Annotated in this window: 18 protein-coding genes and 1 pseudogene; 10 read left to right on the top strand and 9 right to left on the bottom strand. The window is 70.1% G+C overall.

Going from position 1 to position 25545, the window contains the following annotated elements; translation table 11 throughout:
* Positions 1 to 26: 26 nt before the first annotated feature.
* Positions 27 to 1058 (bottom strand): DUF4331 family protein, encoded by a 1032-nt coding sequence (locus B0675_RS27685; RefSeq protein WP_081222330.1) that lies wholly within the window; start codon positions 1056 to 1058, stop codon positions 27 to 29.
* 425 nt (positions 1059 to 1483) lie between these two features.
* Between B0675_RS27685 and B0675_RS27680 the strand changes: the two genes are divergently transcribed.
* On the top strand, positions 1484 to 2197 hold the full coding sequence (locus B0675_RS27680; RefSeq protein ID WP_081222329.1) for an SDR family oxidoreductase: 714 nt from the start codon (positions 1484 to 1486) through the stop codon (positions 2195 to 2197).
* A 286-nt stretch (positions 2198 to 2483) separates the two neighbouring features.
* The gene (gene secY / locus B0675_RS27675) at positions 2484 to 3794 is read left to right on the top strand and encodes a preprotein translocase subunit SecY (protein WP_081222328.1); all 1311 of its coding nucleotides are present in this window, start codon (positions 2484 to 2486) and stop codon (positions 3792 to 3794) included.
* Here secY and B0675_RS27670 read toward each other — a convergent pair.
* A complete protein-coding gene (locus tag B0675_RS27670) occupies positions 3745 to 4323 on the bottom strand; it encodes a GNAT family N-acetyltransferase (RefSeq protein ID WP_081222327.1) in 579 nt (192 codons plus the stop codon). The two genes, secY and B0675_RS27670, sit on opposite strands and share 50 nt — an antisense overlap.
* A 252-nt stretch (positions 4324 to 4575) precedes the next feature.
* Here B0675_RS27670 and B0675_RS27665 point away from each other — a divergent pair, with 252 nt between their 5' ends.
* Both B0675_RS27665 and B0675_RS27660 read left to right on the top strand, forming a co-directional pair.
* On the top strand, positions 4576 to 6387 hold the full coding sequence (locus tag B0675_RS27665) for a subtype B tannase (RefSeq protein ID WP_081222326.1): 1812 nt from the start codon (positions 4576 to 4578) through the stop codon (positions 6385 to 6387).
* A 132-nt stretch (positions 6388 to 6519) separates the two neighbouring features.
* Positions 6520 to 6915, top strand: a complete 396-nt coding sequence (locus B0675_RS27660) for a hypothetical protein (RefSeq protein ID WP_081222325.1) — start codon at positions 6520 to 6522, stop codon at positions 6913 to 6915.
* A 296-nt stretch (positions 6916 to 7211) separates the two neighbouring features.
* Here B0675_RS27660 and B0675_RS27655 read toward each other — a convergent pair whose 3' ends face one another.
* The gene (locus tag B0675_RS27655; RefSeq protein WP_081222324.1) at positions 7212 to 7931 is read right to left on the bottom strand and encodes a DUF4142 domain-containing protein; all 720 of its coding nucleotides are present in this window, start codon (positions 7929 to 7931) and stop codon (positions 7212 to 7214) included.
* 257 nt (positions 7932 to 8188) lie between these two features.
* On the opposite strand from B0675_RS27655, the gene B0675_RS27650 reads away from it, so the two are divergent.
* The gene (locus B0675_RS27650) at positions 8189 to 8992 is read left to right on the top strand and encodes an aminoglycoside 3'-phosphotransferase (RefSeq protein WP_081222323.1); all 804 of its coding nucleotides are present in this window, start codon (positions 8189 to 8191) and stop codon (positions 8990 to 8992) included.
* 125 nt (positions 8993 to 9117) lie between these two features.
* Here the strand turns inward: B0675_RS27650 and B0675_RS27645 are convergent, their stop codons facing one another.
* Complete coding sequence (locus tag B0675_RS27645) at positions 9118 to 9549, bottom strand: MarR family transcriptional regulator (RefSeq protein WP_081222322.1); 432 nt, start codon at positions 9547 to 9549, stop codon at positions 9118 to 9120.
* Between the two features lie 86 nt (positions 9550 to 9635).
* Here B0675_RS27645 and B0675_RS27640 point away from each other — a divergent pair, with 86 nt between their 5' ends.
* Both B0675_RS27640 and B0675_RS27635 read left to right on the top strand, forming a co-directional pair.
* Positions 9636 to 10592, top strand: coding sequence for a zinc-binding dehydrogenase (locus B0675_RS27640; RefSeq protein ID WP_081222321.1), 957 nt, complete (start codon positions 9636 to 9638; stop codon positions 10590 to 10592).
* Positions 10593 to 10792: 200 nt separating this feature from the next.
* Positions 10793 to 12268 carry an FG-GAP and VCBS repeat-containing protein gene (locus B0675_RS27635; protein WP_179165457.1) on the top strand — a complete coding sequence of 492 codons (1476 nt, stop codon included), beginning with the start codon at positions 10793 to 10795 and terminating at the stop codon, positions 12266 to 12268.
* Here the strand turns inward: B0675_RS27635 and B0675_RS27630 are convergent.
* Entirely contained in the window at positions 12265 to 12849 is a 585-nt protein-coding gene (locus tag B0675_RS27630) for a TetR/AcrR family transcriptional regulator (RefSeq protein WP_081222319.1), read from the bottom strand. The genes B0675_RS27635 and B0675_RS27630 overlap by 4 nt on opposite strands.
* 111 nt (positions 12850 to 12960) lie before the next feature.
* Between B0675_RS27630 and B0675_RS27625 the strand changes: the two genes are divergently transcribed.
* Together B0675_RS27625 and B0675_RS27615 are read left to right on the top strand one after the other, a co-directional pair.
* Positions 12961 to 13971 carry an NADP-dependent oxidoreductase gene (locus tag B0675_RS27625; protein WP_179165456.1) on the top strand — a complete coding sequence of 337 codons (1011 nt, stop codon included), beginning with the start codon at positions 12961 to 12963 and terminating at the stop codon, positions 13969 to 13971.
* 801 nt (positions 13972 to 14772) lie between these two features.
* Positions 14773 to 15453, top strand: a complete 681-nt coding sequence (locus B0675_RS27615; RefSeq protein WP_143661128.1) for a hypothetical protein — start codon at positions 14773 to 14775, stop codon at positions 15451 to 15453.
* A gap of 73 nt (positions 15454 to 15526) precedes the next feature.
* On the opposite strand, the gene B0675_RS27610 is transcribed toward B0675_RS27615, so the two are convergent.
* On the bottom strand, positions 15527 to 22084 hold the full coding sequence (locus B0675_RS27610; RefSeq protein ID WP_241540025.1) for a glycoside hydrolase domain-containing protein: 6558 nt from the start codon (positions 22082 to 22084) through the stop codon (positions 15527 to 15529).
* Between the two features lie 68 nt (positions 22085 to 22152).
* Positions 22153 to 22416, bottom strand: a pseudogene (locus B0675_RS42610) (hypothetical protein); the annotation flags it as partial.
* A gap of 532 nt (positions 22417 to 22948) precedes the next feature.
* Here B0675_RS42610 and B0675_RS27605 point away from each other — a divergent pair.
* A complete protein-coding gene (locus tag B0675_RS27605) occupies positions 22949 to 23341 on the top strand; it encodes a hypothetical protein (protein WP_143661127.1) in 393 nt (130 codons plus the stop codon).
* Between the two features lie 8 nt (positions 23342 to 23349).
* Here B0675_RS27605 and B0675_RS27600 read toward each other — a convergent pair whose 3' ends face one another.
* Complete coding sequence (locus tag B0675_RS27600; protein ID WP_081223921.1) at positions 23350 to 23931, bottom strand: mismatch-specific DNA-glycosylase; 582 nt, start codon at positions 23929 to 23931, stop codon at positions 23350 to 23352.
* A gap of 306 nt (positions 23932 to 24237) precedes the next feature.
* A complete protein-coding gene (locus tag B0675_RS27595) occupies positions 24238 to 25509 on the bottom strand; it encodes an ROK family transcriptional regulator (protein ID WP_206602743.1) in 1272 nt (423 codons plus the stop codon).
* Positions 25510 to 25545 lie beyond the last annotated feature (36 nt).

The raw sequence follows: 25545 nt of genomic DNA, 5'->3' as shown, positions 1-25545 counted from the left end.
CCGGGTGCGCCGAGGGCATCGGGCCGTCAGCCGGTCGGAGCCACGTAGGGGAAGGACGACGTGGTGGGTGCGTCGACCGCTTCCTTGCCCAGTCCCACGCTCAAGGCGCTGTCCGTCGTGAGGGAGAACATGACCTCACCCGCGTTGTCGGTGAGCGCCCGGCCGTTGAACTTCGCGAAGCCGAACACGGCCGGAGTGCCCACCGTGTACGGAAGGACGTCCGGGAGAAGTCGGTCGGCCACTTCCTGGCCGTAGACCTGGGGATCCGACGTGGTGCCGCGGGCGCCGACGACCGCGGCGACGCGGCCGCTGATCGCGCCGGTGAGGACGCGGGTGTCGTCGGCCGGCCGGGTCTGGTTCAGGAGTTCCGCGAGCTCGTCGTCGAACTGCGCGAAGATGGGCGACACCATCGGGAGTCCGCACCGGTTGATGCGGTGCCACCCGCCGGCGTCGGTGGCCAGCGCCGTCACACCCCATACGCCGATGTCCTCGCCGCCCGTGTACGCCAGGAGCTCGGAATCCGGCACCTCGAGCACGATGGAGCGCACTTTCATGTTGGCGAACAGGCTGGTGATCTCGGAGGAGTCCGGTTCGGGCACATGGACGTCGGTGCCGTGCTGGAAGGCCTGGCCGACCGCCTCCACGACGGCCGGATTCATCCAGAACGGATCGCTGGCCCGACCGGTCCACACCCGTAGACCCGCGTCGGTGCTGAGCTCCCGGCCCGTCCGGCCGGCGAGCAGAACGGTTCCGGCCGCCGAGTCGTCGGCCGCGTCGGCTCCGGCCATACGGCTCAGCTCGACCGTCTGGGAGCCGTCGGCGTCCGCCGCCCCGAAGGTGAAGCGGTAGGCGAGATCCTCGACCGCGTCGCCGGTGCTGTCGATCTTGAACTCGTATCGGGCCTCGGGGTGGAACCCCTTCGGCGCGTCGGGACCCGCGGAGTCGGAGCAGACGTTCATCACCAGCACAGTTCCGCGGTCACCTCGGAACACGTACGTGTCGGAGATGTTCAGCCGGGCGTCGGCCCTGGCCGCGGGAGAATCGAGATGGTGGGACATGTGATGGCTCCAGACGCAGTTCCGGCGACGCGTGCGTGACGCCGTGATCCCTCTGCGGCATGTGCGGTACGCAGGTCCGGGACGATCCTGGACGCATGACCTGTGCCCGGACTCAACTGCCTTTGAAATGGCGGGGTCTGGGCCGCGGGACGACAGTGAGTCCCCTATGGGTGATATGCCACGTTGTTCAGCCTACCGCTCCTGCTGATGGATGCACGGTGAAGTCGGACTGCGCGGAACTCCTCCCGGGCGGCCGGACGGAAGGACCGGGAGTCCGGACGACGCGCGGATCCGGTCTCCCGCCCCATGTCCGGACCCTTCGCGCAGAGCCGGTGGCGTGACCTCGTGGGACCAGTCGGCTGCTCATGGAGGGGACACGCGGAGCGGTCGCGCACCCGCACGTCCCTGTCGGGCCAGAATCCCGTATGGACAACACGCACAAAGTCGCCGTCGTCACCGGCGCCTCACGCGGCATCGGGGCGGGCGTGGTCACCGCCTACCGGCAGCTCGGCTACGCGGTCACCGCGGTCGCCCGCTCGATTCCGCCGTCGGACGACCCCGACGTGCTGGCCGTGGCCGACGACGTGTCCGCGCCCGGTGCGGGCGCCCGGATCGTCGAGGCGACGATGAACCGGTTCGGCCGACTCGACACCTTGATCAACTGTGCCGGAGTGTTCGTCGCGAAGCCGTTCACCGACTACACCGACGAGGACTACGAGAGCGTCGTCGGCGTGAACGTGCGCGGCTTCTTCGAGGTGTCCCGGAGCGCGATCGGTGCGATGCTCTCCCGCGAGGGCGGCGGACACGTCGTGAACATCTCCACCAGTCTGGTCGACAACGCCGACGCCCGGGTCACGGGAGCCCTCGCGTCCCTGACCAAAGGCGGACTGAACGCCGTCACCAAGTCGTTGGCGATCGAGTACGCCACCCGCGACATCCGCGTGAACGCCGTATCGCTCGGTGTCATCCGGACCTCGATGCACCCGACCGACCCCGGCGGCGAGCAGGCGGCACTGCACCCGGTCCGACGGATGGGCGAGGTGGACGACGTGGTGCGGGCCATCCTCTATGTGGAGCAGGCCCCGTTCGTCACCGGTGAGATCTCGCACGTCGACGGCGGACAGAGCGCGGGACACTGACGGCGTCGAGCGTGGCCGACGGGCCGCGCTCGACGCCGCCCGTTCGACCGGCACCTGATTCACGAAACGTCCCCCGTCGGTCGCCGCTCCGAAAAGGCGGTCGGATGACGCAAAGACGTCGGCTGTTGCGTGACATCGCCTCAGGTCGGCCCACTGCGGCGAACAGGGCATTCCGAACACGCGCGGGCGAGGCGACGGTCATATAGGGGCAATCTCCTCTTATGCTGCGATTGTTCTTTGCTTTTTTCACCCCTGACGTTCCTGCGTGGGGGCGGAGGAGGAAGCCGTGCCCAACGTATTCGTCCAGGTGCTCCGCACGCCCGACTTGCGCAAGAAGCTGTACTTCACGCTCGGCATCATCGTTCTGTACCGCATCGGGTCACACGTTCCGATCCCCGGCGTGGACTACCAGAACGTCCAGACGTGCGTGAGTGCCGTGTCCAAGGGGACCGGACTGCTGGGCCTGGTGAATCAGTTCAGCGGTGGGGCGCTGCTGCAGATCACCGTGTTCGCCCTGGGAATCCTGCCGTACATCACGGCGAGCATCATTCTGCAGCTGCTGACGGTGGTGATTCCCCGGCTGGAGGCCCTGAAGAAGGAGGGGGCGGCCGGACAGGGGAAGATCACGCAGTACACCCGCTACCTCGCGGTCGGGCTCGCCCTCCTCCAGGGCACGGGTCTGGTCGCCACGGCCCGGAGCGGCGCTCTCTTCCCCAGTTGTCCGACGGCCGGCAACATCGTCCCCGACCAGTCGATCTTCACCACCGTGGTGATGGTGCTGACGATCACTTCGGGGACCGCCTGTGTGATGTGGTTCGGCGAGCTCATCACGGAACGCGGTATCGGCAACGGGATGTCGATGCTCATCTTCATCTCCATCGCCTCCACCTTCCCCGGCGCCTTGTGGACCGTGAAGGAAGAGGGCACCATCGCCGGTGGATGGGTCAACTTCGGCCTGGTCCTTCTCATCGGGTTCGCCATGGTGGGTCTGGTCGTCTTCGTCGAGCAGGCGCAGCGCCGCATTCCGGTTCAGTACGCGAAGCGGATGATCGGCCGTAAATCCTACGGCGGAACAGCCACGTACATCCCGCTGAAAATCAACCAGGCGGGTGTGGTCCCGGTCATCTTCGCCTCATCGCTCCTGTACATCCCGGCACTGATCGCGCAGTTCGCCGATTCGTCCGCCGGGTGGACGACGTGGATCACCCGCAATTTCACCCGCGGGGACCACCCCTTCTACATCGCCGCCTATTTCCTCCTGATCGTCTTCTTCGCTTTCTTCTACGTGGCGATCACGTTCAACCCGGAGGAAGTGGCCGACAACATCAAGAAGGCCGGTGGATTCATCCCCGGAATCCGGGCGGGCCGGGCCACGTCCGAATATCTGGGCTACGTCCTCAACCGGCTGACCTGGCCGGGATCGCTCTACCTCGGCCTGATCGCTCTGGTCCCGACGGTGGCCTTCGCCAGCTTCGGCGGCGCCAACCAACTGACGGGCACGAGCGTCCTCATCATCGTGAGTGTCGGTCTGGAGACGGTCAAGCAGATCAACAGCCAGGTCGAGCAGCACAACTACACGGGATTCCTCCGCAAGTAGGTGCGAGCGGGGACCGCATGCCCAGCCACTGCTCGGCGCCCCAGGCCTCGAACCGCTCCACCTCGGCGAAGCCCAGCTTCGCCGCGAGACGCATCGAGCCGAGGTTGGCGGTCTGGGTGGTGAGCACCACCGGTTCGCCGGGAAGGACGTCCGCGATCCAGCCGAGTGCCGCCGCGCACGCCTCGGAGGCGTATCCGGATCCCCACACCCGAGGCAGGAACAGATAGCCGAGATCGACCTTTCCCGCGGCGGCGGGACGGCGATGGCCCGTCGCTCTCCTGAGCAGGATCTGGCCGATCATCGCCCCGTCGAGCTCCACGACGAAGCTCCCGGGCCATCGCACGGGAACCTTCGGCAACTCGCCTTCCAGTTCGTCACGTTGCCGGGGGCCGCCGAGGTAGGTGTGCACCTCGGGCGACGAGAGCAGCTCGATGAACGTCGCGCGGTCCCGGGCCTCGGGTTCGCGGAGGACGAGCCGCCCGGTCCTGATCGGGGCCGGTGGCCGGGCGAGGGGGCCTAGGTCGGTCATGCCGACCAATCAATCAGTGGTCCCGGCAACGATCAAGACGTGCGGACCGATCGACCGGCCCTCGCGTCGGGCACTTCCCGCCGACAGGGTTCCCCGCCGGCCGAGATCCGCGGGGCAGGTCTGCGGAAGTAAACGTTGGCAATATTGTCGGATGGATCGCTAGGCATATTGTTGACAATCTTGTAGCGTCCCTCAGGCCTTGACCCCCAAGGCGTCGGCGGAGCACTTGGTGCCCAACGAGGGGAGACCTCCATGCAGCGGCCCTCCGCGTCCTTCGGACGCGACGGACTGACCCGAGCGACGGCCAGGCGCGAGGGACACCCCGCGATCCGCAGAGACCTCCTGAGGGCCGTGGCCATCGCCGGTGCCCTCGCGCTCGCCTCCGGCCCCGTGCCGGCCTCGTTCGCCGCGGCAGGCACCGGAGCGGGCCCCTCGCGGGGGAGTGCCAAAGGCGCGGACCCGCAGGACGCCGCGCTCGCCTTCGACTCTGCCGCCTACACGACGATCACCGTCTCGGTCGACGGCCGGCCGATGAACGTGCGGTGGTACAAGGAGATCTGCTACGTCGCGAACCCGGTCGCCGCGGCCGCGCAGCAGCCCGGCGGTCCCGGCGGCGGAAGCACCACGATCCCCAACACGGCCTGCGGCTACCAGAGCATGAACGTGTTCGTCCCCGAAAGCGCCTTCGGCGACCAGCGGGCCCCGATCTACTTCGCGGTGAACAACAGCGGCTGGATGGCCAGTTACATCAAGGCCGGCGTCACCGACGGCGGCTCCTACACCAGTGCGACGAGCAACGTCGGCGCCGCGCTGAAGGCCGGCTATGTCTACGCCGACATCGCCAACCGCAGCAGAGGACTCGTCGGTGCCGACGGCACGTCTCCCGGCAAGGCCCCTGCCGCGGTGGTCGACGCGAAGGCCGCCGTCCGCTACCTCCGCCTCAACGACGCGGCCATGCCCGGCAGCGCCGAGCGCATCGTCGTGAACGGCACCAGTGGCGGCGGCGCACTGGCGTCGATCCTCGGCGCGTCGGGCAACAGCGCTGAGTACAACCCCTACCTTGCCGCGACCGGCGCGGCAGGCATCGACGCACAGGGGCACAGCACGCTGCGCGACGACGTCTTCGCGGTCAACGCGTACTGCCCGATCACCGACCTGGGCAACGCCGACAGCGCCTATGAGTGGCTGTACAACATCCTCGCCACCCGCGACACCACCGGCGAGAACCCCTCCCCGGCGGACGCGGCCGCGATCGCGGCCCGGTTTCCCGCGTACGAGAAGAGCCTCGGGCTGCGCAACCCCGACGGCTCCCGGCTCACCGCGGCGAACCTGCTGGACACGATCAGGCAGGAGGTCGTCCGCTCGGCGGAGGCCTACCTGAAGGCCGATCCCGCCAACACGATCCCACCTCTGGGCGGCTCTTTCGAGATCCAGTCCGGCGGCCCCGGCGGCCCGCCCACCACGAAGTCGTACGTGAACGACTGGATCGACACGGACAACACCACCGACAAGGTGCTCTCCGTCGACATGACGAAGTACCTCGCGTTCGTCGCCAGGCAGGCCACTCTCAAGACGACACCCGCCTTCGACGCCGTGGGCGTCAACGGCAACACCACCAGCGGCACCGAGACCAACCTCTTCGGGCCGCCGACCCAGAAGTACATGAACTACACCGAGTACAGCTGGAATCACAACAACGTCGCCGGCGACGGAAGCGGCATCGACGATACCGGGCTGACGTGGGACCAGTACACCGGCAGGAAGAGCACGACGGTCGACGACCAGGTCCACCTGATCGACCCGATGGACTTCGTCGGCACGGGCGCCGACACCGCGCCGAACTGGTATGTCCGCAACGGCACCCGCGACCGGGACACCGCGTTCACCGTCTCCCTCAACCTCGACCGTGCCCTCGAAGCGGACAAGCAGGTCAAGGACGTGAACTACCAGCTCGCCTGGAACCAGCCGCACGCCGGCAACTACGACGTGCCCGAGGCCATGGCCTGGATCGCCGACGTCGTCCGCAGGGCCGGCACCCCGCTTGCCCCCGGGCACCGCGGATAGGGGCGGCCCGCGGCGGCGGAGCCTGTGCGCGCGGTGCCCGTCCGCCGGATCGTCCGGCCTCCAGCCGTTCCAGGCAGGGAAGTTGGGGTACTCGGCCGGAACGACAACCGACGGACGAGCATGGAGAGCGCCATGGCGAAGACGAAGGCATCCGGCACGACGCACCCGAAGGCCGCCTCGGCGGCAGGCCGTACCGCCAAGGGTGGCACGTCGAAGAGCAGCAGGACCGCCGCCGCGAGCGCACTGTCGCAGACCTCCGGCAAGGCGGGCTCGGCAGGCGCCAAGTCCACCAAGTCCGCTCCGGCCTCCGCAGCGGGCAAGACCGTGCGGGCCAAGAAGCGGTCGAAGGCCGAGAAGAGCGCCGCGGCCAGCGCCCTGGCCCAGGCTCCGGGTACGTCCGCGCGGCGGCCCGGCAAGAAGGTGCTCACCGCTGCCGCCAAGGTCCTCGCCGACAAGAAGTCGACCAAGGCGGAGCGTTCCGAGGCGGCGAGCACCCTCGCCCAGGCCGCGGCGCACGCGCTGAAGTAGCGGGGCGGTCGTGTCCTCGTGGCCTGCCGCCGATTCCCGGCGAGCGGCCGAGGGACGACAGCCGACGACGCGCCCTTGCGCACGGGAGGCCTCATCAACCGCGGTTGATGAGGCCTCGGCCGCGTTCGGCGGCCCGCCGGTGCCGACCGTCGACGCGTTGGGGCCCGAGGACGGCGGCTTCGCTGACGGCGCGATCGGCGACCCGACCGGCGGCCGTCGCCGACGGACCCCGCCGACCACCAGGTCGACTCCCCGATGGCCTGACGTCCGACCCGCACCTCGACGCCGCAGAACGGTCAGCCGATGGTCGGCTTGCCGCCGTTGACGGCGGCGTTGAGGTCGAGCGGCGTGGACGTCGGGTTGGGCGGCGGGCTGAGGACGACCTGGGGCTGGCCGGGTGCCGGAGCCGGTGGGGTCATGTCGGACTGCGGCAGCTTGGGCGGGGTGGTCTGGTTGAAGACCGTGGTGTCGAAGTCGATGAGGCCCGTCTTCTCCATCACGGTGATGTGGTCGAGCACCGTGTTGTTCGCCTGATCGGCCAGGGCGCGGATCAGCGTGTTCTTGGTGGTCGAGCGCACCTTGGCGATCGTGTTGAAGATCGAACCGTGCGTCATCCGCAGGATGTTGGCGAAGTCGACGTCGAACTGCCGCCCCGACTCTCCCTTGAGCTGGGTGACGAACCCTTCCTGTTGGGGGCTCGCCACGTTGGGCAGCGTGATGTTCAGCATCGGAGCGATCTTGCGGCAACTGGTGTCCAGGGCCGCGTGCCCGTCCACGAGGTGCTGGCTCGCGATCTTGACTGCCTTGCTCTGCCCCTTCTGCAGTCCGATCTGGCCGAGGGGGTGCTCCCACAGGCCGGCCGCGCGGACCTTGACCACGAAGTCCCGCTCACCCTCCGTCAGCGGGCCCCATTGCGTGTTGGCGATGATCCGGTCGTTCGAGGTCGACACGGTGTCCAGACCGAGCATCGCCGGGTACGCGAGGGCGGCGAGTGTCAGAGTGAGAGCGCCGCCCACAAAGAGGGTTCCGATCACATTCCGCGAGCGCTGCACCGTTTCTCCTACCCGTTGGCTTGTCCGCCGATCTGTTGTCGTCCCTGGTGGGGGCGGACGTCGTGGAGTACGCATGCGGAGCGCCTCTGACTCAGTCGAGCGGGAAGGAATTCAGAGGCGGCGCACAGGAGGGTCGCGCTGGGGCACGTGACGTCCCGCCGCCGTCCCGCAACGCCTGCAATCGCTCGGCCCCCGGCAACCCGCCCGGCGAGAATGAGCGCATGATCGCCACCGCACCCCAGGGACCCGTCGAGCCTCCCCCGATCGTCACCGCGCTCGCGGCAGGCCGGCCCGTACGAGCGGTCTGGGAGAACGAGGTCGGCGGGCTGACGTTCCAGGTCGGCGTGGGTGACATCCGGCAGTTCGTGAAGTGGACGCCCACCGGCAGCGGCATCGACCCCGCGGCCGAGGCGGCACGTCTGCGCTGGGCGGTGCGGTACACCACCGTGCCGCGGGTGCTCGACGAGGGCGCCGACGGGACAGGAACCTGGATCGTCACCCGGGGGCTGCCCGGACGGATGGCGGTCGATGACCACTGGAAGCGCGACCCGGGCACCGCGGTACGCGCGATCGGCGCCGGGCTGCGCGCGCTTCACGACGCACTGCCCGTGGCGGACTGTCCGTTCGACTGGTCGGCCGGGCGGCGCCTGCAGAGCGCGCGGTCACGGGCGGCGGCGGGTCGGATCCACCCGACCGACTGGCATCACGACCACCGGCACATCGGCACCGTCGAGCGCGCCCTCGACGTCCTCGCCGCCATCCCGCCCGTCGACCGGCTCGTCGTCTGCCACGGCGATGCCTGCGCTCCCAACACCCTGGTCGGTGACGACGGCACGTGGACCGGACACGTCGACCTCGGGACGCTCGGAGTCGCCGACCGCTGGGCCGACCTCGCCGTGGCCACTTGGAGCACGCGGTGGAACTACGGCCCGGGATGGGAAGAGCCGCTGCTCGAAGCCTATGGCGTCGAGCCGGACCGGGAACGGATCCGCCACTACCGACTGCTGCGGGAACTGTCGGACTGAGCACCGCCCCGGCGACGGTGCCGTCGCCGGCGGCAGGGCCGGCCACGGCGCCCCGGTGACGGCTCGGCCGCAGGAAGGAGGGCCGGGGTGCGCGGCCCGCACTCCGCCGTCCCGGCAGGCCGTGTCTACGGGGCTTCGTGAAGCCGTGTGAGGAGGGCCGTCAACTGGCCCTGTTCGTCGGGCGTGAGCGGTGCCAGCAGTTCGGCGTTGGCCGCTTCGGCCAGCGCCGCACAGCGGGTGAGGACGTCCGCGCCCTCCGGTGTGATCGTGACGGCGTTCTTGCGGCGGTCGTCCGGATCAGGGGCGCGCAGCACGAGTCCCGCCCGCTGGAGGTCGTTGAGGATGCCGACCACGTCCTTGGGGTCGACGGCGACCCGGCGGCCCAACTCGGCCTGTGCGAGCGGCCCGTACTCGGAACTCGCCGCCAGCACCGCGTGATGCATGAGCTTCAGCCCTTCGGTGGCGAGGGCCGCGGCGACCAGACCGCGGGCACGCGCCGCGACGCGGCCGACGAGCCAGCTCGGCAGGGACTGGATGCGCTCAAGGGCTGCGGTCATGCGCTCACCCTATCCCCGAATTCATTGGAACTCCCCATGACTTCCCGTATCGTTGGGGCCTCCCATGAACGGAGAGGGAGGTTCTTGTGCTGCGGATTCGCCACGAGGCCGACGGTCGGCCCGCCGCGTTGGTCGCCGAAGAGGTCGGCCTTCCCGAACCGGGAACCGGGGAAGTGCTGATCCGGACCCGGGCCATCGGCGTGACCCTGCCCGCCGTGCGCAGGCTCCGGGACGCCGAAGAGCCGGTCACCCTCGGCGGAGAGGTCGCCGGGGAGATCACCGCGCTCGGTGACGGGGTCACTTCCTTCGCCGTCGGAGACCGCGTCACCGGACTGTGCTTCGCCGACGCCTACGCCGAGTTCGCGGTACTGAACATCGCGATGGCCTCCCGGATCCCGGACGGCGCCGGAGCCGTCGAGGCCGTCGCGCTGGTCCGCAGCGGGATGGTCGGGTGCGGCGCCTACGAGGCCGCGCACGTGCGGCCCGGGGAGTCGGTCCTGGTGACGGCGGCCGCCAGTGGGGTGGGCGTGCTCGCCGTCCAGTACGCCAAGGCCGGCGTGGCCGGACGCGTCGTGGCCGCCGTCAGCAGCGCCGACAAGGCCGACTTCCTGCGGGACTTGGGCGCCGACGAGGTCGTTCTGTACGGGGACTCCGACTGGGGTGGCCCGTACGACGTGATCCTCGACGGAGTCGGCGGCGACCTTCTCGGCCCCGCTGTGCAAGCTCTGGCGACGGGCGGCCGGCTGGTGGCCTTCAGTTCCGGCGGGGGCATGGTGGAGGCCTGTGAACTCCTCGCCCGTGGCGCTTCGGTGATCGGTTTCCAGATACGTGCCATCGCCGTCGGCAGGCCCGAACTGTACGACCGACGGCTCCGCGAACAGTGGCGGATGTACGAAGCGGGCGCCCTGCGTGTCGCCGTGCACGAGGAGATCCCCCTCGCCGAGGCCGCCCGGGCCCACGCCCTCGTCGAACAGCGCCGCAACCGCGGCAAGGTGGTCCTCGTGCCGCCCCACCGGCCCCCGGGGCCGCCGCTCGCGACGTGACCGCGCTGTGGAGACGGTTCCGCACCTGACCCACGCGCGGTTCCCGGAGGCGCGTCGTCAGGTGCGTGTCGTGCACCTCCCGCCGTCCGTCCGTTCAAGTGCCGTTCAGCGCACAACCATCGGCCGTTTCCGGGTGTCTCAGAGGTGAATCACCACCGCGCGCACGCGTCTCGATGTCGCTCGCGCTCCAAGGAGGAACCGTGGGCATCCGCCGACCCGCCATATCGACCGCCGTGGCCGCCGCCCTGATCGGGTCGTTCAGCGTGCCGATCGTCGCGGGCACCGCGTCCGCGAAGGACCGTGCCACCACCGTGCGCGAGGACTTCGACGGCGACGGCTACCAGGACATCGCCGTCGCGGCGCCCGGCGCCAAGGTCGGTGGCCATACATGGGCCGGCTACATCACGATCAGCTACGGCTCGGCGAAGGGCCTCGACCCCGCGCGCACCACGGTCATCGATCAGGACACCCCCGGCGTGCCCGGTGACTCCGGCGACAACGAGGTCTTCGGCTACGCGATGATCCCTCGCGACCTGGACGGCGACGGCCTGACCGATCTGGCCGTCGTCACCCGCGACTACCAGCCGGAGACCAACGTCAGCGGATCCGTGATCGTCCTGTGGGGCCGCAAGGCCGGCATCTCCGGCGAGGGCGCGGTCCGCGTCAGCGCGCCGGCCAACGCCCAGGTCGGCGATGACATCACCGCGGGCGACTTCGACAGCGACGGGCACGTCGACCTGTTCATGGGCAACAGCGAAGACGCGTACGACTTCCACGACGTGCTCTACGGTCCGCTCGGCCGCGACGGCGCCCCGGCCCGTGAGCAGCGCCTGCAGGTGTACAGCACCGACAACACCATCGACTCCACCGCCGCGGGCGACTTCAACGGCGACGGCATCGAGGACCTCGCGACCTTCTACGTCTACGAGAACCACGCCGAGGGCGGCAAGCTCTGGCTCGGCACCAAGGACGGCCTGTCGACGGTCCCGCAGCGGCTGACCTCCTCGTCCAGCACCGCGGTCGCCGACTTCGACCAGGACGGCTACGCCGACCTCGCCACCCGGATCTTCCCCAACGGCGACACCGAGAACGAGGAGGATCCCGGCAGCGTCAAGATCTACTACGGCTCACCTGCCGGCCCCAGCCAGACCCGGACGAAGACGATCACGCAGGACACGGCGGGCGTGCCCGGGGTGAGTGAGAAGAGCGACCAGTTCGGTGGGCGGCTCAGCGCGGGCGACGTGAACGGTGACGGATACCCCGACCTGGCCGTCGGGGTCCCCGGTGAGGCGATCGGCACGAAGAAGAAGGCGGGCGCCGTGGTGGTGCTCAAGGGAGGCAGGAGCGGGCTCACCGGGACGGGCGCGCAGGCCTTCCATCAGGACACGACGGGCGTACCCGGCGTCGCCGAGGCCGGCGACCTGTTCGGCGGTTCGGCCCGGCTGCTCGACGTGACGGGCGACGGCAAGGCGGACCTGGTCGCGGGCGCGCCGGGGGAGGACCTCGGGACCGTCGTGAACGGCGGCGCGATATGGCTGCTGCGCGGCGCGGTCTCCGGTCTGACGGCCTCGAAGTCGGTCGCGGAGAACCCGACGGACATCGGCGCACCGGCGACGAGGGCGTTGTTCGGACTCAACCTGAGCGGCGACAACGGCCCCGGAATGGTGATCCCCTAACCCCGGGACGGCATCCCCGCGGAGCCGGCGCTCCTGGCGTCCGTCAGGAGCGCGTTCGCCACGACACCGAAGAGGTGATCGGCGCGCGGCGCGAGTGAGGGCTGGTCGCCCAGCCACGCGAGCGCGGCCACGAGCGCGAACAGGTCGGTGCCGTCCACGTCGGTCCGCGCCCCGCCCGCCTCCTGCGCGCGGGTGAGGAGCCGCGCTCCGGCTGCCCGCAGGGTCACGCACGACGCGTGGAGCGCGGACTCGGTGTCCTCGATGGCGGCCGCCATCAGCACGGTCACCCCCCGGTACTCGGTGGTCCACGCCACGCAGTCACGGAGCCACGCGACGAGAGCATCCGCGGGCGAACTCGACGTCTCGAGTTCGCCCGCTTTTGTGGTCAGCTCGTCGAAGCTCGTGCGGAGCAGCGCCTCGAGCAGTGCCTCGCGGGTCGGATAGTGCCGCAGCAGCGTCGCGAGCCCGACGTCGGCCCGCCGTGCGATGTCACGCATCGACGCGTCGACGCCCTGCTCGGCGATGACGGAGCCCGCCACGGCGAGCAGGTGATCGCGGTTCTTCCTGGCGTCGGCCCGCATCTGTCCTCCTTGACTATCCGGATCGGTGGTCCATATATTCGGACCAGTGGTCCATTTATGTGGATCGCCGATCCGGATAAGTGTATCCCCCGACTCGGTCAGGAGAGGAAGATGGCGGCACACACGATGAGGGCGGTCCGGCTCCACGAGCACGGCGGTCCGGAGGTCCTGCGGTACGAGCAGGTGCCCGTTCCCGAGCCGGCGCCCGGTGAGGTGCTCGTCCGCGTCCGCGCGGCCGGCGTCAATCCTCCGGACTGGTACCTGCGGGGCGGGATGACCACGATGCCCGGCGAGACGGAGTCGACAGTCGGCCTCCCGGTGATTCCGGGAACCGATGTGTCGGGTGTCGTCGAGGCGCTCGCCCCGGATGTGGAGGGCTTCTCGGTAGGCGACGAGGTCTTCGGACTCCTCCGGTTCCCCAGCTTCGAGGGAAGGGCCTACGCCGAGTACGTGGCCGCGCCGGCGGCGGACCTCGCCCACAAACCAGCGGGCATCGACCACGTGCACGCGGCGGGGGCGCCCATGGCGGGGCTGACGGCGTGGCAGTTCCTGATCGAGGCCGGACACGACCACCCCTCGCCCTTCCAGGAGGCGCGGCATCGTCCGACGACGCTCGACGCGGACTCGAGGATCCTCGTCAACGGCGCCGCGGGCGGCGTGGGCCACTTCGCGCTCCAGCTGGCGAAGTGGAAGGGAGCCCACGTCATCGCCGTGGCATCGGGCACGCACGAGTCCTTCCTGCGGGAGCTCGGCGCCGACCGGTTCATCGACTACACCAGGAGTCGCCCCGAGGAACTCGTCCACGGCATCGACCTGGTACTCGACACCGTCGGTGGCCCCGGCAGCAGGCGCTTCCTGCGTACGCTCAAGCGCGGTGGCGCGCAGTTCGCGGTGCTCCCCGGGGAGTTCGACGAGGACGAGACCACGAAGCTGGGCGTCACCGTCTCGAGCACCCAGGTCCGCTCCAGCGGCGCGCAACTCGCCGAACTGGCGGCCCTCCTCGAGGCCGGCACGGTCCGCGTCGCGATCGACAGCACCTTCGCCCTCGCGGACGCCCGAGCGGCCCACGAACGCGCCGCCCGGGGACACCTCCGGGGCAAGATCGTGCTCGAAGTCGCCTAGAGCCGTGCCGTTCCCGACGGGCTGCCCACGTCCTCGCGGAACGCGAGGCGACGGCAGCCGTCACGGGCGGGGTCACCCGATCCCGCGACGTGGGCTCACGGGGGATCGGCTTCCGGCTCGCGACGCGGCCGAGAGGACGGATGCCCGGACTCAGGTTCCGAAGGACCCGGTGTTCTGATGCGTGGTGTTCGCACCGCCCAGCCCTCGTGCGAGCTCATGTCCGGCAGCCCCGCGCTCCAGGGCCCCGCGTTCTCCTGTCCCGCCCCTGCGCCGCAGCACGAGCAGGCAGCCCGTGATCGCTCCGGCGAACACAGCGGCCAAGGCGACAATGACGCCCACGCGTCCCCCGTTCGTCCGGCGGAACCTTCCTGAGACCCCGCTTGAACTGCGCATTCTGCGTGACGGGCGGCGCGTGCGCAATGCTGGTTCGTCTCGACGCGCTCGGCGTCACGACCGCTGTGGCCCGGTCCTCCCGGAAGCGTCCTTTCCGGCAGCTTCCCCGGCCGCCGTCGCCGGCGGACGAGGGGACGGCCTCCGCACCAGCGGTGGGACCACCGCCCGGGGCTGGTGACCGGTCGCGGGCGAAGGCGTTGTCAGTGGGGGTGGCACCATCCGGGCCATGGGCACGACCCCGGCACACGTGACCTCCTCCTGCGCGCGTCGCCGTCATCAACATCAGAGGTAGCTCAAGTCCGTTGTGCGGCGGTGTTCCGGGCGGGCAGAGTGCTTTCCACTCAGCGCCCCGTGATCCTCAAGGGCGGGATACCGCTGCAGCCGTACGTCGACCGGGGGGGGCCGAGTATGACCTACAAGCAGTCGGCGCTTGTCGCGCTCGCAGTCTGCGCGTTTCTCTCGGGGACGGCTGCGTGCAGTTCGGGTGATGCCAGGCCGCGTGTCGCCGCGACTGGGGCGACCGGAACGGCCACGCCGACCGAACCCCCGCGGTGCGTGGCCGCGAAGTACACCTGGTCCAAGCCCACGAAACACGCCTTTCTGGCGGGTGTCTCCGAGCCGCATGTCCTCGGCAAGGGCGGTGGGGGTTTCACCGACGCGGCTGAGCCGGTGCCACACCCGAAGGCGAAGGTCACGGTGGAACAGGGCCCGGACGTCGACCCTGCGGCGGTCGTGCGGAAGCTCGAGGCCTACAGCGACCTGAAGATTCTGTACGGGCCGGGGGAGATCGAACCCGGGAGGTCGGACGGATCGGTCCTGTCGTACACGATGCCCGCGGCCGGGGTCTACGTACAACTGAAGTTCGGGCAGGCGGTGGAAGCCGACTTCAGACGGACCTGTCGCGGGGGCGTCGCACCGTCCCGGGGGCATGCGGTCGGCATCCGCGTCTACGGCGGCAGCACGGTGGACTGCACCGAAGCGCCCGAGGTCGCGACGTGGCACGACAAGGACCGCTCGCTCGTCGAGGCGTCGCGGCAAGGCGTGCGCACCGCGTGCCCAACGGGATCACGGGCCTTGGGGAAGAGCTGACCCCGTCACGGCGACGGCCCCTCTGGACGAACCGTGTCGGTTCGTCCAGAGGGGCCCGCCCGTCACTCGCCCGTCACTGCCCTCCTTCGATACCGGAGGGCCTGACGGGCGGTGCCCACTCGGTCGCCGGCGACCAGCGTCCGGTGCCGCCGGGAGAGCCCGGCCCGCTGCCCGCGGGGTCCCACAGGGTGGCCGCTCCGGCGGCCCGGTCATCGGCCGTGCCGCCGGCCGCCACCGGTCGGTCGTCGCGGTCCGAGGGCCGGAACCCCAGCGTGTAGGTCCGGGTGACCGAACCGTTCGCCGAGGTGACCTTGATGGTGCGGGTGGTGAACCGGGAGCCGGTCGAGGACAGGACCGAACCGCCGTCCGTGACCTTGACCCGCGCACCGGCCTGGGCAGGTGCGGCGGAGACGGCCGGGATCCTCGCGTTCTTCGGCCAGTCGACGACGTACGTGGACCCGTCCGGATCGAACCCGTCGATCGCGGCACCCCCCACAGTGATCGCCTTCGCGTCGGCGACACTGGCCTTGGTGGCGTCCGAGAAGTTCTGCACCGTCACCGACCCGTCGGGGCTCACGACGACCCGCGCCGCCATCGCCGCCGCCAGGTTGATCCGCTGCCAGCTCGCCCGGCCGTCCGCCGTGAGGTCGAGCGGATACCCGGAGTCCGTCGCCGTCTGCTCCAGGATCTGCGTGCGCTGCTCGGTGGTGAGATCCGGGAAGGCCGTGATCAGCAGCGCCGCCGCGTCCGACGGCGCCTCGACGGCCTGCCCCGCCTTGCCCACCTGGGAGAACCCGTAGGTCAGGCGCCGCGTGTACAGGTCGACGTCCTGCGCCGTGCTCAGCCCCGCGTACGCGTCGCCCTGGCAGGCCGCGAGCGTGTCCCCGTATCCCTCCTTCTCGCACTGATCGAGCAGTACGTTCTCCATCTCGGTGTGCGCCTGCAGCAGCAGCTTCGCGAAGTCTGGGTCCGCCCACCGGTGCGCCACGGTGGCCTGACCGGAGATCCGGCCGCCCATGACGTCCAACGGGTAGTGGAACCCGAGGACGACGCGGTTGTCCCCGTACTCCGAGGTGCGCGCCAGGATCGACGGCGCCAGCTCCGGAAGAAGCGTGGCGAGGACGGTCCCGGCCTCGTAGCCGCCGTAGGTGTGGCCGCTGGGGTAGGAGCCGCTGGTGGCGAGACTCCCGTACGAGCCGTCCTGCGACTCGTGGACGCGGCCGCCGTCGCCGACGAACCCGAGCCGCACGTACGGACGTTGGTAGCCGTAGTGGTTCTTCGCCGCGTCGACCTTGTCGAGATCCCTGGTGACACGGGAGAACAAGGCGCTGGTCTTGGGCAGTTGACCGCCGCTCAGGGCGTCGCTGTAGATCCGCCCGAGCCGGGAGCCGAGGCCGTCGGCCATGGTGACGGTGGAACTGTTGGTCGCGTCGACCTCGGCGCGGTCCACCTCCTTCTGCGTCGCCGCGTTGTTGATGCGGATGGCGATCCGGTCGTTCTCGGCGGCCGGCGCACTGCCCTGAGGCACCTTGGTGTTGGCGCCGAGGATGTCCGGGCCGAGGCCCTCGATGCCGTTGAGCAGCTGCGAGAAGTAGTCGGTCCCGTCTCCGGTCCCCGGCCACTTGTCCGACGCGTAGGCCGCGTTGAGCGTCTCGTCCGGGAAGGGCGACGACACGTAGGCCGGGTCGGAGGCATCCGCCCGGGTGCTCCGCTGCGGTGTCGTGGTGGACTCGTCGGAGGTTCCGGCCGCCGTGACCGCGGTGACGGTGGCCGTGTGTGCCTTCGCCCTGACCGGGGTGGTGAGCAAGGCCGTGCGGGTCGTGGCGGAGACGTGTGCGGTGGTTCCGTCCCCGAGGGCCACGGTGTAGCCGAGGATCGGGAACCCGCCGTCGGCGGCAGGCCGCCAGGTCACGCGGACCTGCTCGCCGTCGGTGACCACTCCGGTCACGGTGGGCCTCTGCGGCTTGCCGCCGCCGGTCACCACGGGTGCCGTGGGCGTGCTCGGGTACGAGATGCCGACGGCGTTCACCGCCCGGACGCGGGCGCTGTACGTACCCGGTCGCAGCCAGGTGAACGTCGTGCTGCGGCTGTCCGCGTCGTGGACCTCGACCTGGCGGCCGTCGTTCAGAGCGATCCGGTAGCCGGTGACCGGTGCGCCACCCGTGTCCTCGGGCGGGGCCCAGGCGACGGTCACGCTCGTGCCGGACGACGTCGCCGACACCGCGTCAGGCGCGGCCGGTACCGATCTGGGCCTGGTGGTGAGCCCGGACAGGGCGCGGTGGAGGGTGTCGTACCGAGCGGAGAGGGTCTCGTCCGAGGCCGTGTCGCTCCCGACCGCGGTCCTCGCCTCGGCGAGTGCCGTGGTGAAGGCCTTCCACGAGGCGTCCGTGTAGCGCGCGTCCTGAAGGGCTGAGGCGGTCGTGACCAGGTCCTCCAGGCGCAGCCTCGGCAAGGGGACCAGCTGCCTGGCGGCGAGGGTGAGGCTGCGGGTCCGGGTGTCGACCTCGAGTTGGGACGCGCTGTCGGCGTCGACGAGGGCGCGGGCGGCGGCGAGTTCGCGCCGGTACACCCCGAAGTCGATCGTGTCGTAGCGTGCCGCGTCGCCGGAGAGGCCCGCGTACTGGTCGATCGCCTTGCGCAGGCCGGACCTGTCCGTGACGGCGGGTGTGTCGACGTGATTGAACGTGACGCGGCCCAGGTTCGCGACGTAGGGGTGCGAGGAGTCGGGGTTCGTCGTCAACCGCAGGAAGACGGCGTGTGCGCCCGTGACCGCCTTGGGCAGCGTCAGACTTGTGGTCCCACCTGACGACCACGCGGCTCCCGTGACCGGCAGCGGCATGATCGCGTCCGGCGTTCCGGGGTCGGCCGAGTCGAAGGAGTCCAGATAGAGCTGCACGGCCGAACCGGTGCCGCAACGGGCGGAGTTGTTCGCGTAGGTGATCGTGACGGTGCTCTTGGGAGAGGTGCCGAAGTCGACGTTCCCGTAGCTGAGCCACGCTCCGTCGTAGGTGCCGCCGAGATCGGTGGTGGAACCCGAACCGGTCCAGCCGACCGGCTCGCTCTTGAGCCCGCCGCCGCTGTTCGAGTGGAAGGCGGTGGCGTCGAATCCCACGGGAGCGGCGGAGTCCTGGGTCAGGCTCAGCGCGTAGATGTTCCCCACGTACGGCTGGGACGCCGACTGTGTGCTGGAGACGAAGGCGGCGTACACGTCCTGGACACCGCTGAAGACGCTCGGGTCGAGGTGCACGCTGGTGGTCGCGATCGTTCCCCAGCCCGACCCGCTGTAGTCGAGGGGGACCTCGACGCTCTTCGTTCCGTCCTTCGAGCCGAGGTGCAGCTCGATGTGCGAGTCCGACGCGGCGCGCGACTGGGGCTTGTCATAGCGAACGGTGACGGTGTCGGCGCCGTCGCGGAGGTCGGTGTCCTTCCACTCGGCCCACGCCCCGTTCGTCACGTTCTCGAAGATGCCGTTCGAGAGGTTGAGCGGCGAGGCGCCACCGCCCGTCGTGGTGCTGTTCACCGCGGTCAGTGTGGCGAGCGTGGTCGACGGGGACGAGGAGACCTCGTACGGCGAGAACTGGTACCAGTCGAAGTTCGACACCCATTGCTGGCCTGAGGGGGAGTGGAAGACGAAGGTCGCACTCGACGCGTCGAGCAGGGCGTCCGGATCGGACACGGCCGCCTGCACGGTGGAGTAGTACTGCCAGCCGCCGGTCCCCGGGAGCTGGACGGTGGCGACGACGGGACCGTCGGCCGCGCCGGCGTGGATGTCGACGCTGCTCGGCTTCGCGTTCGCCGCCTGCGAGTTGGCGTAGCGGACCGAGATGCTGCGCGGCGCGACGCCGCCGAAGTCCAGCTTGGTGTAGCGCTCCCACGCTCCCTCGGTCACGCCGCCGAGGTTGCCGTCCGAGTTGTTCTTCTCGCTCGTGAGGCTGGGGCCTTCCTTCTCGTCGGGCGATTCGGCCTGCAGGACGGCGTAGCCGCCCTCGTCGATGGTGAGGGCGGTTACGGCGGACTGCAGGGCGTCGTCCGCGGCCATGAGGGTGCCCGTCGCGGACGTGCTGTTCGCGAGGACGGTCCGTGCGCGGTCGAGTGCCGCACGGAACAGGGTCCACGAGCCGTCGGCGTAGTTGCCGCTGCGCACCAGCGACGCCTGGTCGACGAGTGCACCGAGGGCCTTGCGCCGCACCGCGGCCGCGGAGACGACGAGCGGGTCGGCGGGAGATGTCCCGGTGCCGTGCACCGTGGAGGCCCGCACGCCGTGCGCGAAGGCCGCGTCCTGGAAGGTGATGCCGAAGCGCGCGTCGACCTGCGTGGCGCCGTCGAGGGAGAGTGTCGCCGTGCGTGAGCCGGTGACCCGCAGGTCCGCCGTGACGCCGCCCGGGAGGCCGGTCACGGTCGCCGCCCCCGTCCTGGTCAGGCTGGTCCCGTTGCGGGCGGCGAACGACGCCGGCCCGGAGAGCGTGAGTTTCACGCTGCCGTCGACGGACCCGTCCGCGGCGGTGTCGACGGTCGCGGGCCGGGCGGAGACGACGGTCTCGCCCCTGCCCGTCCCCGTACCGCTGTCGCCCGTGTCGGTGTTGAGCGAGTAGGCCGGCTCCGTACGGGTGCCCCACTGGGACGGCCTGGAGCCCATGGTGAAGTCCAGGGTTCCGCCGGAGATGATCTGGGAGTAGTCGAGCCACGTGTTGTCGAACCGCTTGCCGTTCAGGGTCGCGTTCTGCACGTAGTAGGTGCTCGGAGACACCCCGTCGGCCTTCACCGTGAACCGCTTGCCGTTGGCGTAGGTGATCGTCGTGGAGTCGAAGAACGGGCTGCCGATCTGGAACTGGCTGGAACCTGCGGTGACCGGGAACAGACCCAGCGCGGCGCCGACGAACATCGTCGACATGGTGCCCGCGTCGTTGTCCATGGTCGGCAGGAAGCCGTTCGGGGACAGCTTGTAGACCTGGGTCCTGACCGGCGGTGTGAACTGGCCGCCGGAACTGGGGGCTTCGTTCGTGGAACCCGTCGCGATGTAGCGGTTCCAGGTCGTGCCGGTGTAGATGGCGCGCACCCACTTCTGCGTCAGACTCGGCTCACCGACGTAGTTGAAAAGGTACGGGGCCTGCAGGTCGATCTCGTTCGCGTTGGAGTGCAGCATCGTCGAACCGTCGTCGGCACCGGAGTCCTCGCCGAACATGTGCTTGACCGCCGCCTTGCCGGCCTTCTCGCCGCCCATGGCCTTGATGAGCCCGCCCATGTCGTAGGCGTCGTACCAGTGGTATTGCCAGAGCGTCCCCTGGTAGAGGCCGGCCGCCTCGAACTTCTCGTAGTCGGCGGCCTGCCAGTCGCCTCCCGCGGCACGCGGCGTGAGCAGACCGACCTTCGTGCCGTCGGCCGCGGTCCAGGCGCCCGACTTCACGAGGTTGTCGATCGCCATCGTCGACTGGGCGCGCAGCTTCTTCGCGTCATCCTCCTTGCCGAGTGCGCCGGCGATGACGGACAACGCCCACTGGTCGTAGCCGCGTTGGACGGTCGTACCGGGATCGCCGGTGACGTATCCCTGCCGCAGTTGTGCCCCCGTGTAGTACCCGGAGTACGACAGCAGCGCCGGGTACGCCTCATCGAGGCGGTCGAAGTTCTTGTAGCCCTTCGACAGGGCGTCGGCGACCAGGACCGCCGAGCGCTCCCAGCGCACGGTCGGCACCGAGTGGGTGAGGCTGCCGAGGCTCTTGCCCGAGGCGCGCGCGTCGGCGAACAGCTCGATCAGCGACTGCACCATGTCGCGGTAGGTGGACGGGTCGATGTACGCCTCGACGGAGTACTTGCGGAAGTCGTCCCAGGTGGACCAACCGTCGTAGTACGTGTAGCCGTTCGCCGTGTGCACCGCTCCGTCGGCGCCGCGGTACGTGCCGCTGGTGCTGGTGGCGTTCACGGGCAGCGCGTACATGCGGTACAGGTGGGTGTAGAACTCCTTGGTGAGTGTCGATCCCGGGTCGGACTTCGCCGAGGACCGCACGTCGACGGCGCCGAGGGCCGTGTTCCACTCCGCTTTCGTCCGGGCGCGGGCCTGGTCGAAGGTGAGGTGGCCCACCTCGTTCCGCTGGTCGGTCGCGGCCTGTTCGGCGCTGATCGGGGACAGCGTGATGCGCAGCTCGATGTCGTCGCCGCTGGACGTGTCGAACCCGAGGACGGCGCCGGTGTCGGACCCGTCCTGTGCGGTCGCGTCGACCAGCCTGCCGTCGTTGCCCCAGCTCTTCAGGGAGGTCACGGGGACGTTGGTGGTGGCGTTGTAATACAGCTGGTAGGAGGTGCCGTTGAACGATCCGGCGACGAGTCCGGAGATCGAGGTGGTCCCGTCCGGAAGCTTCGTCGCCTTCATCGTCGAACGGGTGCGGCTGGTGAAGTTGTTCGCGAGGTCCAGGACGAGTTCGGGCTCCGCCCCGGCGGGGAAGCTGTACCGTTCGAGCGCCGTACGCGTCGTCGCGGTCATCTCGGCCTTGACGGTGCCGGAGCCCTGTCGCACCGAGGAGCCGGTACCGGTGACGGCGCCGAGGCCCACCTGGTAGGAGCCGGGTGTCGCCGTCTCGTCGTCGTGGCTGTAGGCGTGGGCGTACGTGCTCGGCGCGGGGCGCTTGTCGTAGCGCACGGAGGTCGTACGACGAGCAGGTCGCCACCGCCTCCCGAGCCGCCGACCCCGTCGAGGTTCGTCGCGGTGAAACCGGCGATGTGGTCCTCGTCGTGGTCGTACCCGGTGTGGTTGCGGTCCGGTGTGGTCAGCGGGTTGACCTTGGCCAGACCGTGCGGTGCCTGCGCGCCCGGCAGGTCGTTGCCGTCGTCTCCGGCGGTCGAGACGAACGGGTCGACGAGCCTGGTGTAGTCCGTCCCGCCGGACCCCGCGGACGAGGCCGCGGCGGGCGCTGCCGCGGCTGTGCCGCCACCCGCCAACGCGGCGACGCCGAGAGCTCCGCTGAGCAGCACGGCGACGGTCGCGCGCAACGGCCGGCGAGGCCGCCGGCCTGTTCTCGCGAGGATCACCCGGGGGAAGGGGGGATGGGATCTTATCGGCACGTGACTTCTCCAGCGTCGCTGTACGCACGCACCGTTGGACCCTGGCGATAGACAACGTTGTCAGTCCGGGCCACCGGGCGTGCAACCCAGAGTGAGAACGGAAGTGAGCACCCAGGATTGCAGCCGAACATCGGATTGCACCCGTCGCGTTCACGACCGTCCGCCATGACACACGGAGAAAACGTACAGCGCGCGAACACTGCTCGAACAGAGCGGGCGGCCCGGATGCTGTGCGGGTGGTCGTGGCCGGGGAAGTGGTCGGGGGCCGCTCTGGTGTCGCTCGGGTGGCGACCGTGCGGTCCCGGAGCGGCCCTTTCAGGTTGAGGGCGGTGGACCAGGCCGTCGGTGCCCGACTGTTCGACGCTGATGGAATGGATGGCATCTCGTCGCCGGGCCCGTGAGGGTGGGAGCACTCGAGGCCACCGACTTCCGGGATGTGTTCATGATGAAGACCCTGCCGCGCGGCGGCCGTCTCGCGGGCTCCGTAGCCTGCGCGTTCCTTCTGGTCAGCACCTTGACGAGCGCGGCGGTCGCCCGGCCTTCGGGGAGCGCCGCGGTGTCCACCTGCGAGGTCGACGCGCTCAACGGCCACTGGTGGTGCGAGAACAAGCCGGGGATCCGCGTCCAGTGGGCCGGGCAGACCGTCGGCTACCTCAACTCCGACAGCAACTGGTTCACCTGTCGGTACGAGGGCGATCCGACCGGCGGCGGTGGTCCCCATCCCAACCGCTGGATCTACACGCTCGCCGACAATCCTCACCTCGGTCACGACGGCTGGGGCTTCGTGAAGGACAGTGACGTCATCGACGAGACGAATCCGCTTCCGCGCTGCTGACGTGTGCTCTACGGTGAAGTCGGCACGAGCTCGATTCCGGCGGCGACAGCGACCTCGCGATAGGCGACGGCCAGGTCCGCGAGCGAGGAGTGGGCGTTGAGACCGCTCGGGTTGGGCACGACCCACAGCTGTGCGCCGGCGAACAGGCCCGGCTGGCGGCCGACACGGGCCTTGGGCATCGCGAACGCGACCCGGAACGCGGTGATCCCGAGAACGGCGACCACGTGCGGCTCGACGCGCTCGACCGTCTCGGCCAGGGCCTCTGCTCCCGCGACCAGTTCCGCCGCGGTCAGTTCGTCCGCTCGTGCGGTGGCCTTCGGGACGAGGGCGGTGACCCCGACGCCCCGCTCGACGAGGTATTCCCGGTCGCCGGGGGCGAACCCGGAGGAGGCGTCGATCAGCCGCTCGGTGATACCCGCCCTGTACAAGGCCGGGTAGAAGCGGTTGGTACGGCTGGGGAAGGGCGCCTGCAGGGCCACGGCCGACAGTCCAGGGTTGACTCCCACGAAGAGCAGCCGCGTACGAGGACCGAGGAGGTCGGGCAGCGACCCGCCTCGGAAACTCTCCAGCTCGGCACGGCTGAACCCCATCACCTCCACCTCCTCGTCACCCGGCATGTCGGGCCTCGAAGTCTGTCGGCGTCACCGTGCTTCATCCCCATACCTTCCCTCATGCGACGGCTGTCGCGCGTCCGGGGTGATGCGACCCGGCGCGCGACATGGCCCGTACGGGAACTCTGATGGAAGGGTGCCGTCCGGGCCGTGCCGACACGCGTGCCCACGCTCGCGGGCGCGATCGGATGCGAGGGCGCCGGGACTCACCCGGCACCGGGCGTGACCGAAGCCGCGCTCCACCGGCCTTCGCACCTGCCCCCGGGCTCGCCACCCCGCCCCGTGCTACGACAACAGGGCGGGCCGCCGGTAGACCGCGTCGAGTGCGAGCTGGGCCCCGCCGCGTGCCGCTGCCGTGAACCCCAGGGTGGAAAGGCGTACTTCGCAGCCTCCCGCCTGCGGTGCCATCACCCGGGCCCGGACACTCTCGCGGACGGTGTCCAGGAACAGGTCACCGATGTGGGTGAAGTAGCCGCCCAGGATCACGAGTCGGGGATTGAGAACATCGGCCAGCAGCGCGAGGCCGAGGCCGAGGTCATGTGCCACCCGGTCCAGCGCGCTGATGGTGCGGGGATCGCCGGCCTCGGCCCGGCGGCGCACGTCGCCCAGTCGGATGGCGAGTTCGACGTCAGGGTCATGGACCGGGTCGTTGCCGGGTGCGGCGAGCCGAAGGATGGCGTCCAGACCGACCATGGTCTGCCAGCAGCCGTAACGACCACAGACGCAGGGGTTGCGGTGCGGATCGAGGGGCATGTGGCCGACCTCGCCGGCGAATCCGGCGGCGCCGCGGAGCAGTCGGCCGTCGTTGACGATGCCGGCCCCGATGCCCCGCTCCCCGGTGATGCACAGCATGTCGTGCACACCGGAGCCGCGCACCTGCGCGTACTCGGCGAGAGCGGCCAGCTTGGCGTCGTTGTCCACGGCGATCGGCGGGAGCGTCCCCGGGACGGCCCGCTCGAGGCGTGTCCGCAGCGCGTCGGCGACGGCCACGTCGCGCCAGCCGATCCCAGGGGCGTACGTGACCGTGGCCGAGGCTATGTCGATGACGCCGGGCAGGGCGAGCGTGAGTCCGACCGGGCGCCTGCCTTCGCGGTCGAGGGCGGCGAGGCAGTCGGCCAGGTGAACGGACGTCAAGTCCAGCGTCGCGTCCGGGCCTTCGTCCCTGACCGCGAGCGAGATCCGGTCCTCGTGGACCTCTGTCCCGTCGAGGGCCAGCGCGAGGATGTGGACGTAGCCGGTGCTGATCTCCACGCCGACGCCGCAGATGGCCCCACCGTCCAGCTCCACCAGTGTGCCGGGGCGGCCCACGGCTCCTTCCCTCCGCGCGGGGCCCTCGCGGACCAGGCGCAGGGCGACGAGTTCGGCGACGAGGCTGGTGACCGTCGGTTTGGGCAGGCCGGTGTCGATCGCTATCTGTGCGCGGGAGCGCGGGCCGCTGTCGCGCAGCAGGCCCAGCACCGCCCCCAGGTTCGTACGGCGGACGGACGCCCGGTCCCGCGGGCCGGTGGCGTCCGGGAGGGCGGCATGCGGCAGCCGCGTCATGTCGAGTTCGGTCACGTGCGGCTCACCGATGTCCCTCCCTGGCCCGCGACC

Origin of the sequence: Streptomyces sp. M41(2017) (assembly GCF_002078175.1) — a bacterium.
Classification (GTDB): domain Bacteria; phylum Actinomycetota; class Actinomycetes; order Streptomycetales; family Streptomycetaceae; genus Streptomyces.
Note: the sequence above shows the minus strand (reverse complement) of the source record. Positions and strands in the feature narration are given on the sequence as shown.

What these genes read in the sequence shown, in the direction of transcription:
- B0675_RS27680 (WP_081222329.1), top strand. Translation starts at nt 1,484, where the DNA reads ATGGACAACACGCACAAAGTCGCCGTCGTCACCGGCGCCTCACGCGGC.
- B0675_RS27670 (WP_081222327.1), bottom strand. Translation starts at nt 4,323, where the DNA reads ATGACCGACCTAGGCCCCCTCGCCCGGCCACCGGCCCCGATCAGGACC.
- B0675_RS27630 (WP_081222319.1), bottom strand. Translation starts at nt 12,849, where the DNA reads ATGCGGGCCGACGCCAGGAAGAACCGCGATCACCTGCTCGCCGTGGCG.
- B0675_RS27645 (WP_081222322.1), bottom strand. Translation starts at nt 9,549, where the DNA reads ATGACCGCAGCCCTTGAGCGCATCCAGTCCCTGCCGAGCTGGCTCGTC.
- B0675_RS27650 (WP_081222323.1), top strand. Translation starts at nt 8,189, where the DNA reads ATGATCGCCACCGCACCCCAGGGACCCGTCGAGCCTCCCCCGATCGTC.
- B0675_RS27665 (WP_081222326.1), top strand. Translation starts at nt 4,576, where the DNA reads ATGCAGCGGCCCTCCGCGTCCTTCGGACGCGACGGACTGACCCGAGCG.
- B0675_RS27600 (WP_081223921.1), bottom strand. Translation starts at nt 23,931, where the DNA reads ATGGGGTTCAGCCGTGCCGAGCTGGAGAGTTTCCGAGGCGGGTCGCTG.
- B0675_RS27660 (WP_081222325.1), top strand. Translation starts at nt 6,520, where the DNA reads ATGGCGAAGACGAAGGCATCCGGCACGACGCACCCGAAGGCCGCCTCG.
- B0675_RS27685 (WP_081222330.1), bottom strand. Translation starts at nt 1,058, where the DNA reads ATGTCCCACCATCTCGATTCTCCCGCGGCCAGGGCCGACGCCCGGCTG.
- B0675_RS27625 (WP_179165456.1), top strand. Translation starts at nt 12,961, where the DNA reads ATGGCGGCACACACGATGAGGGCGGTCCGGCTCCACGAGCACGGCGGT.
- B0675_RS27615 (WP_143661128.1), top strand. Translation starts at nt 14,773, where the DNA reads ATGACCTACAAGCAGTCGGCGCTTGTCGCGCTCGCAGTCTGCGCGTTT.
- B0675_RS27605 (WP_143661127.1), top strand. Translation starts at nt 22,949, where the DNA reads ATGATGAAGACCCTGCCGCGCGGCGGCCGTCTCGCGGGCTCCGTAGCC.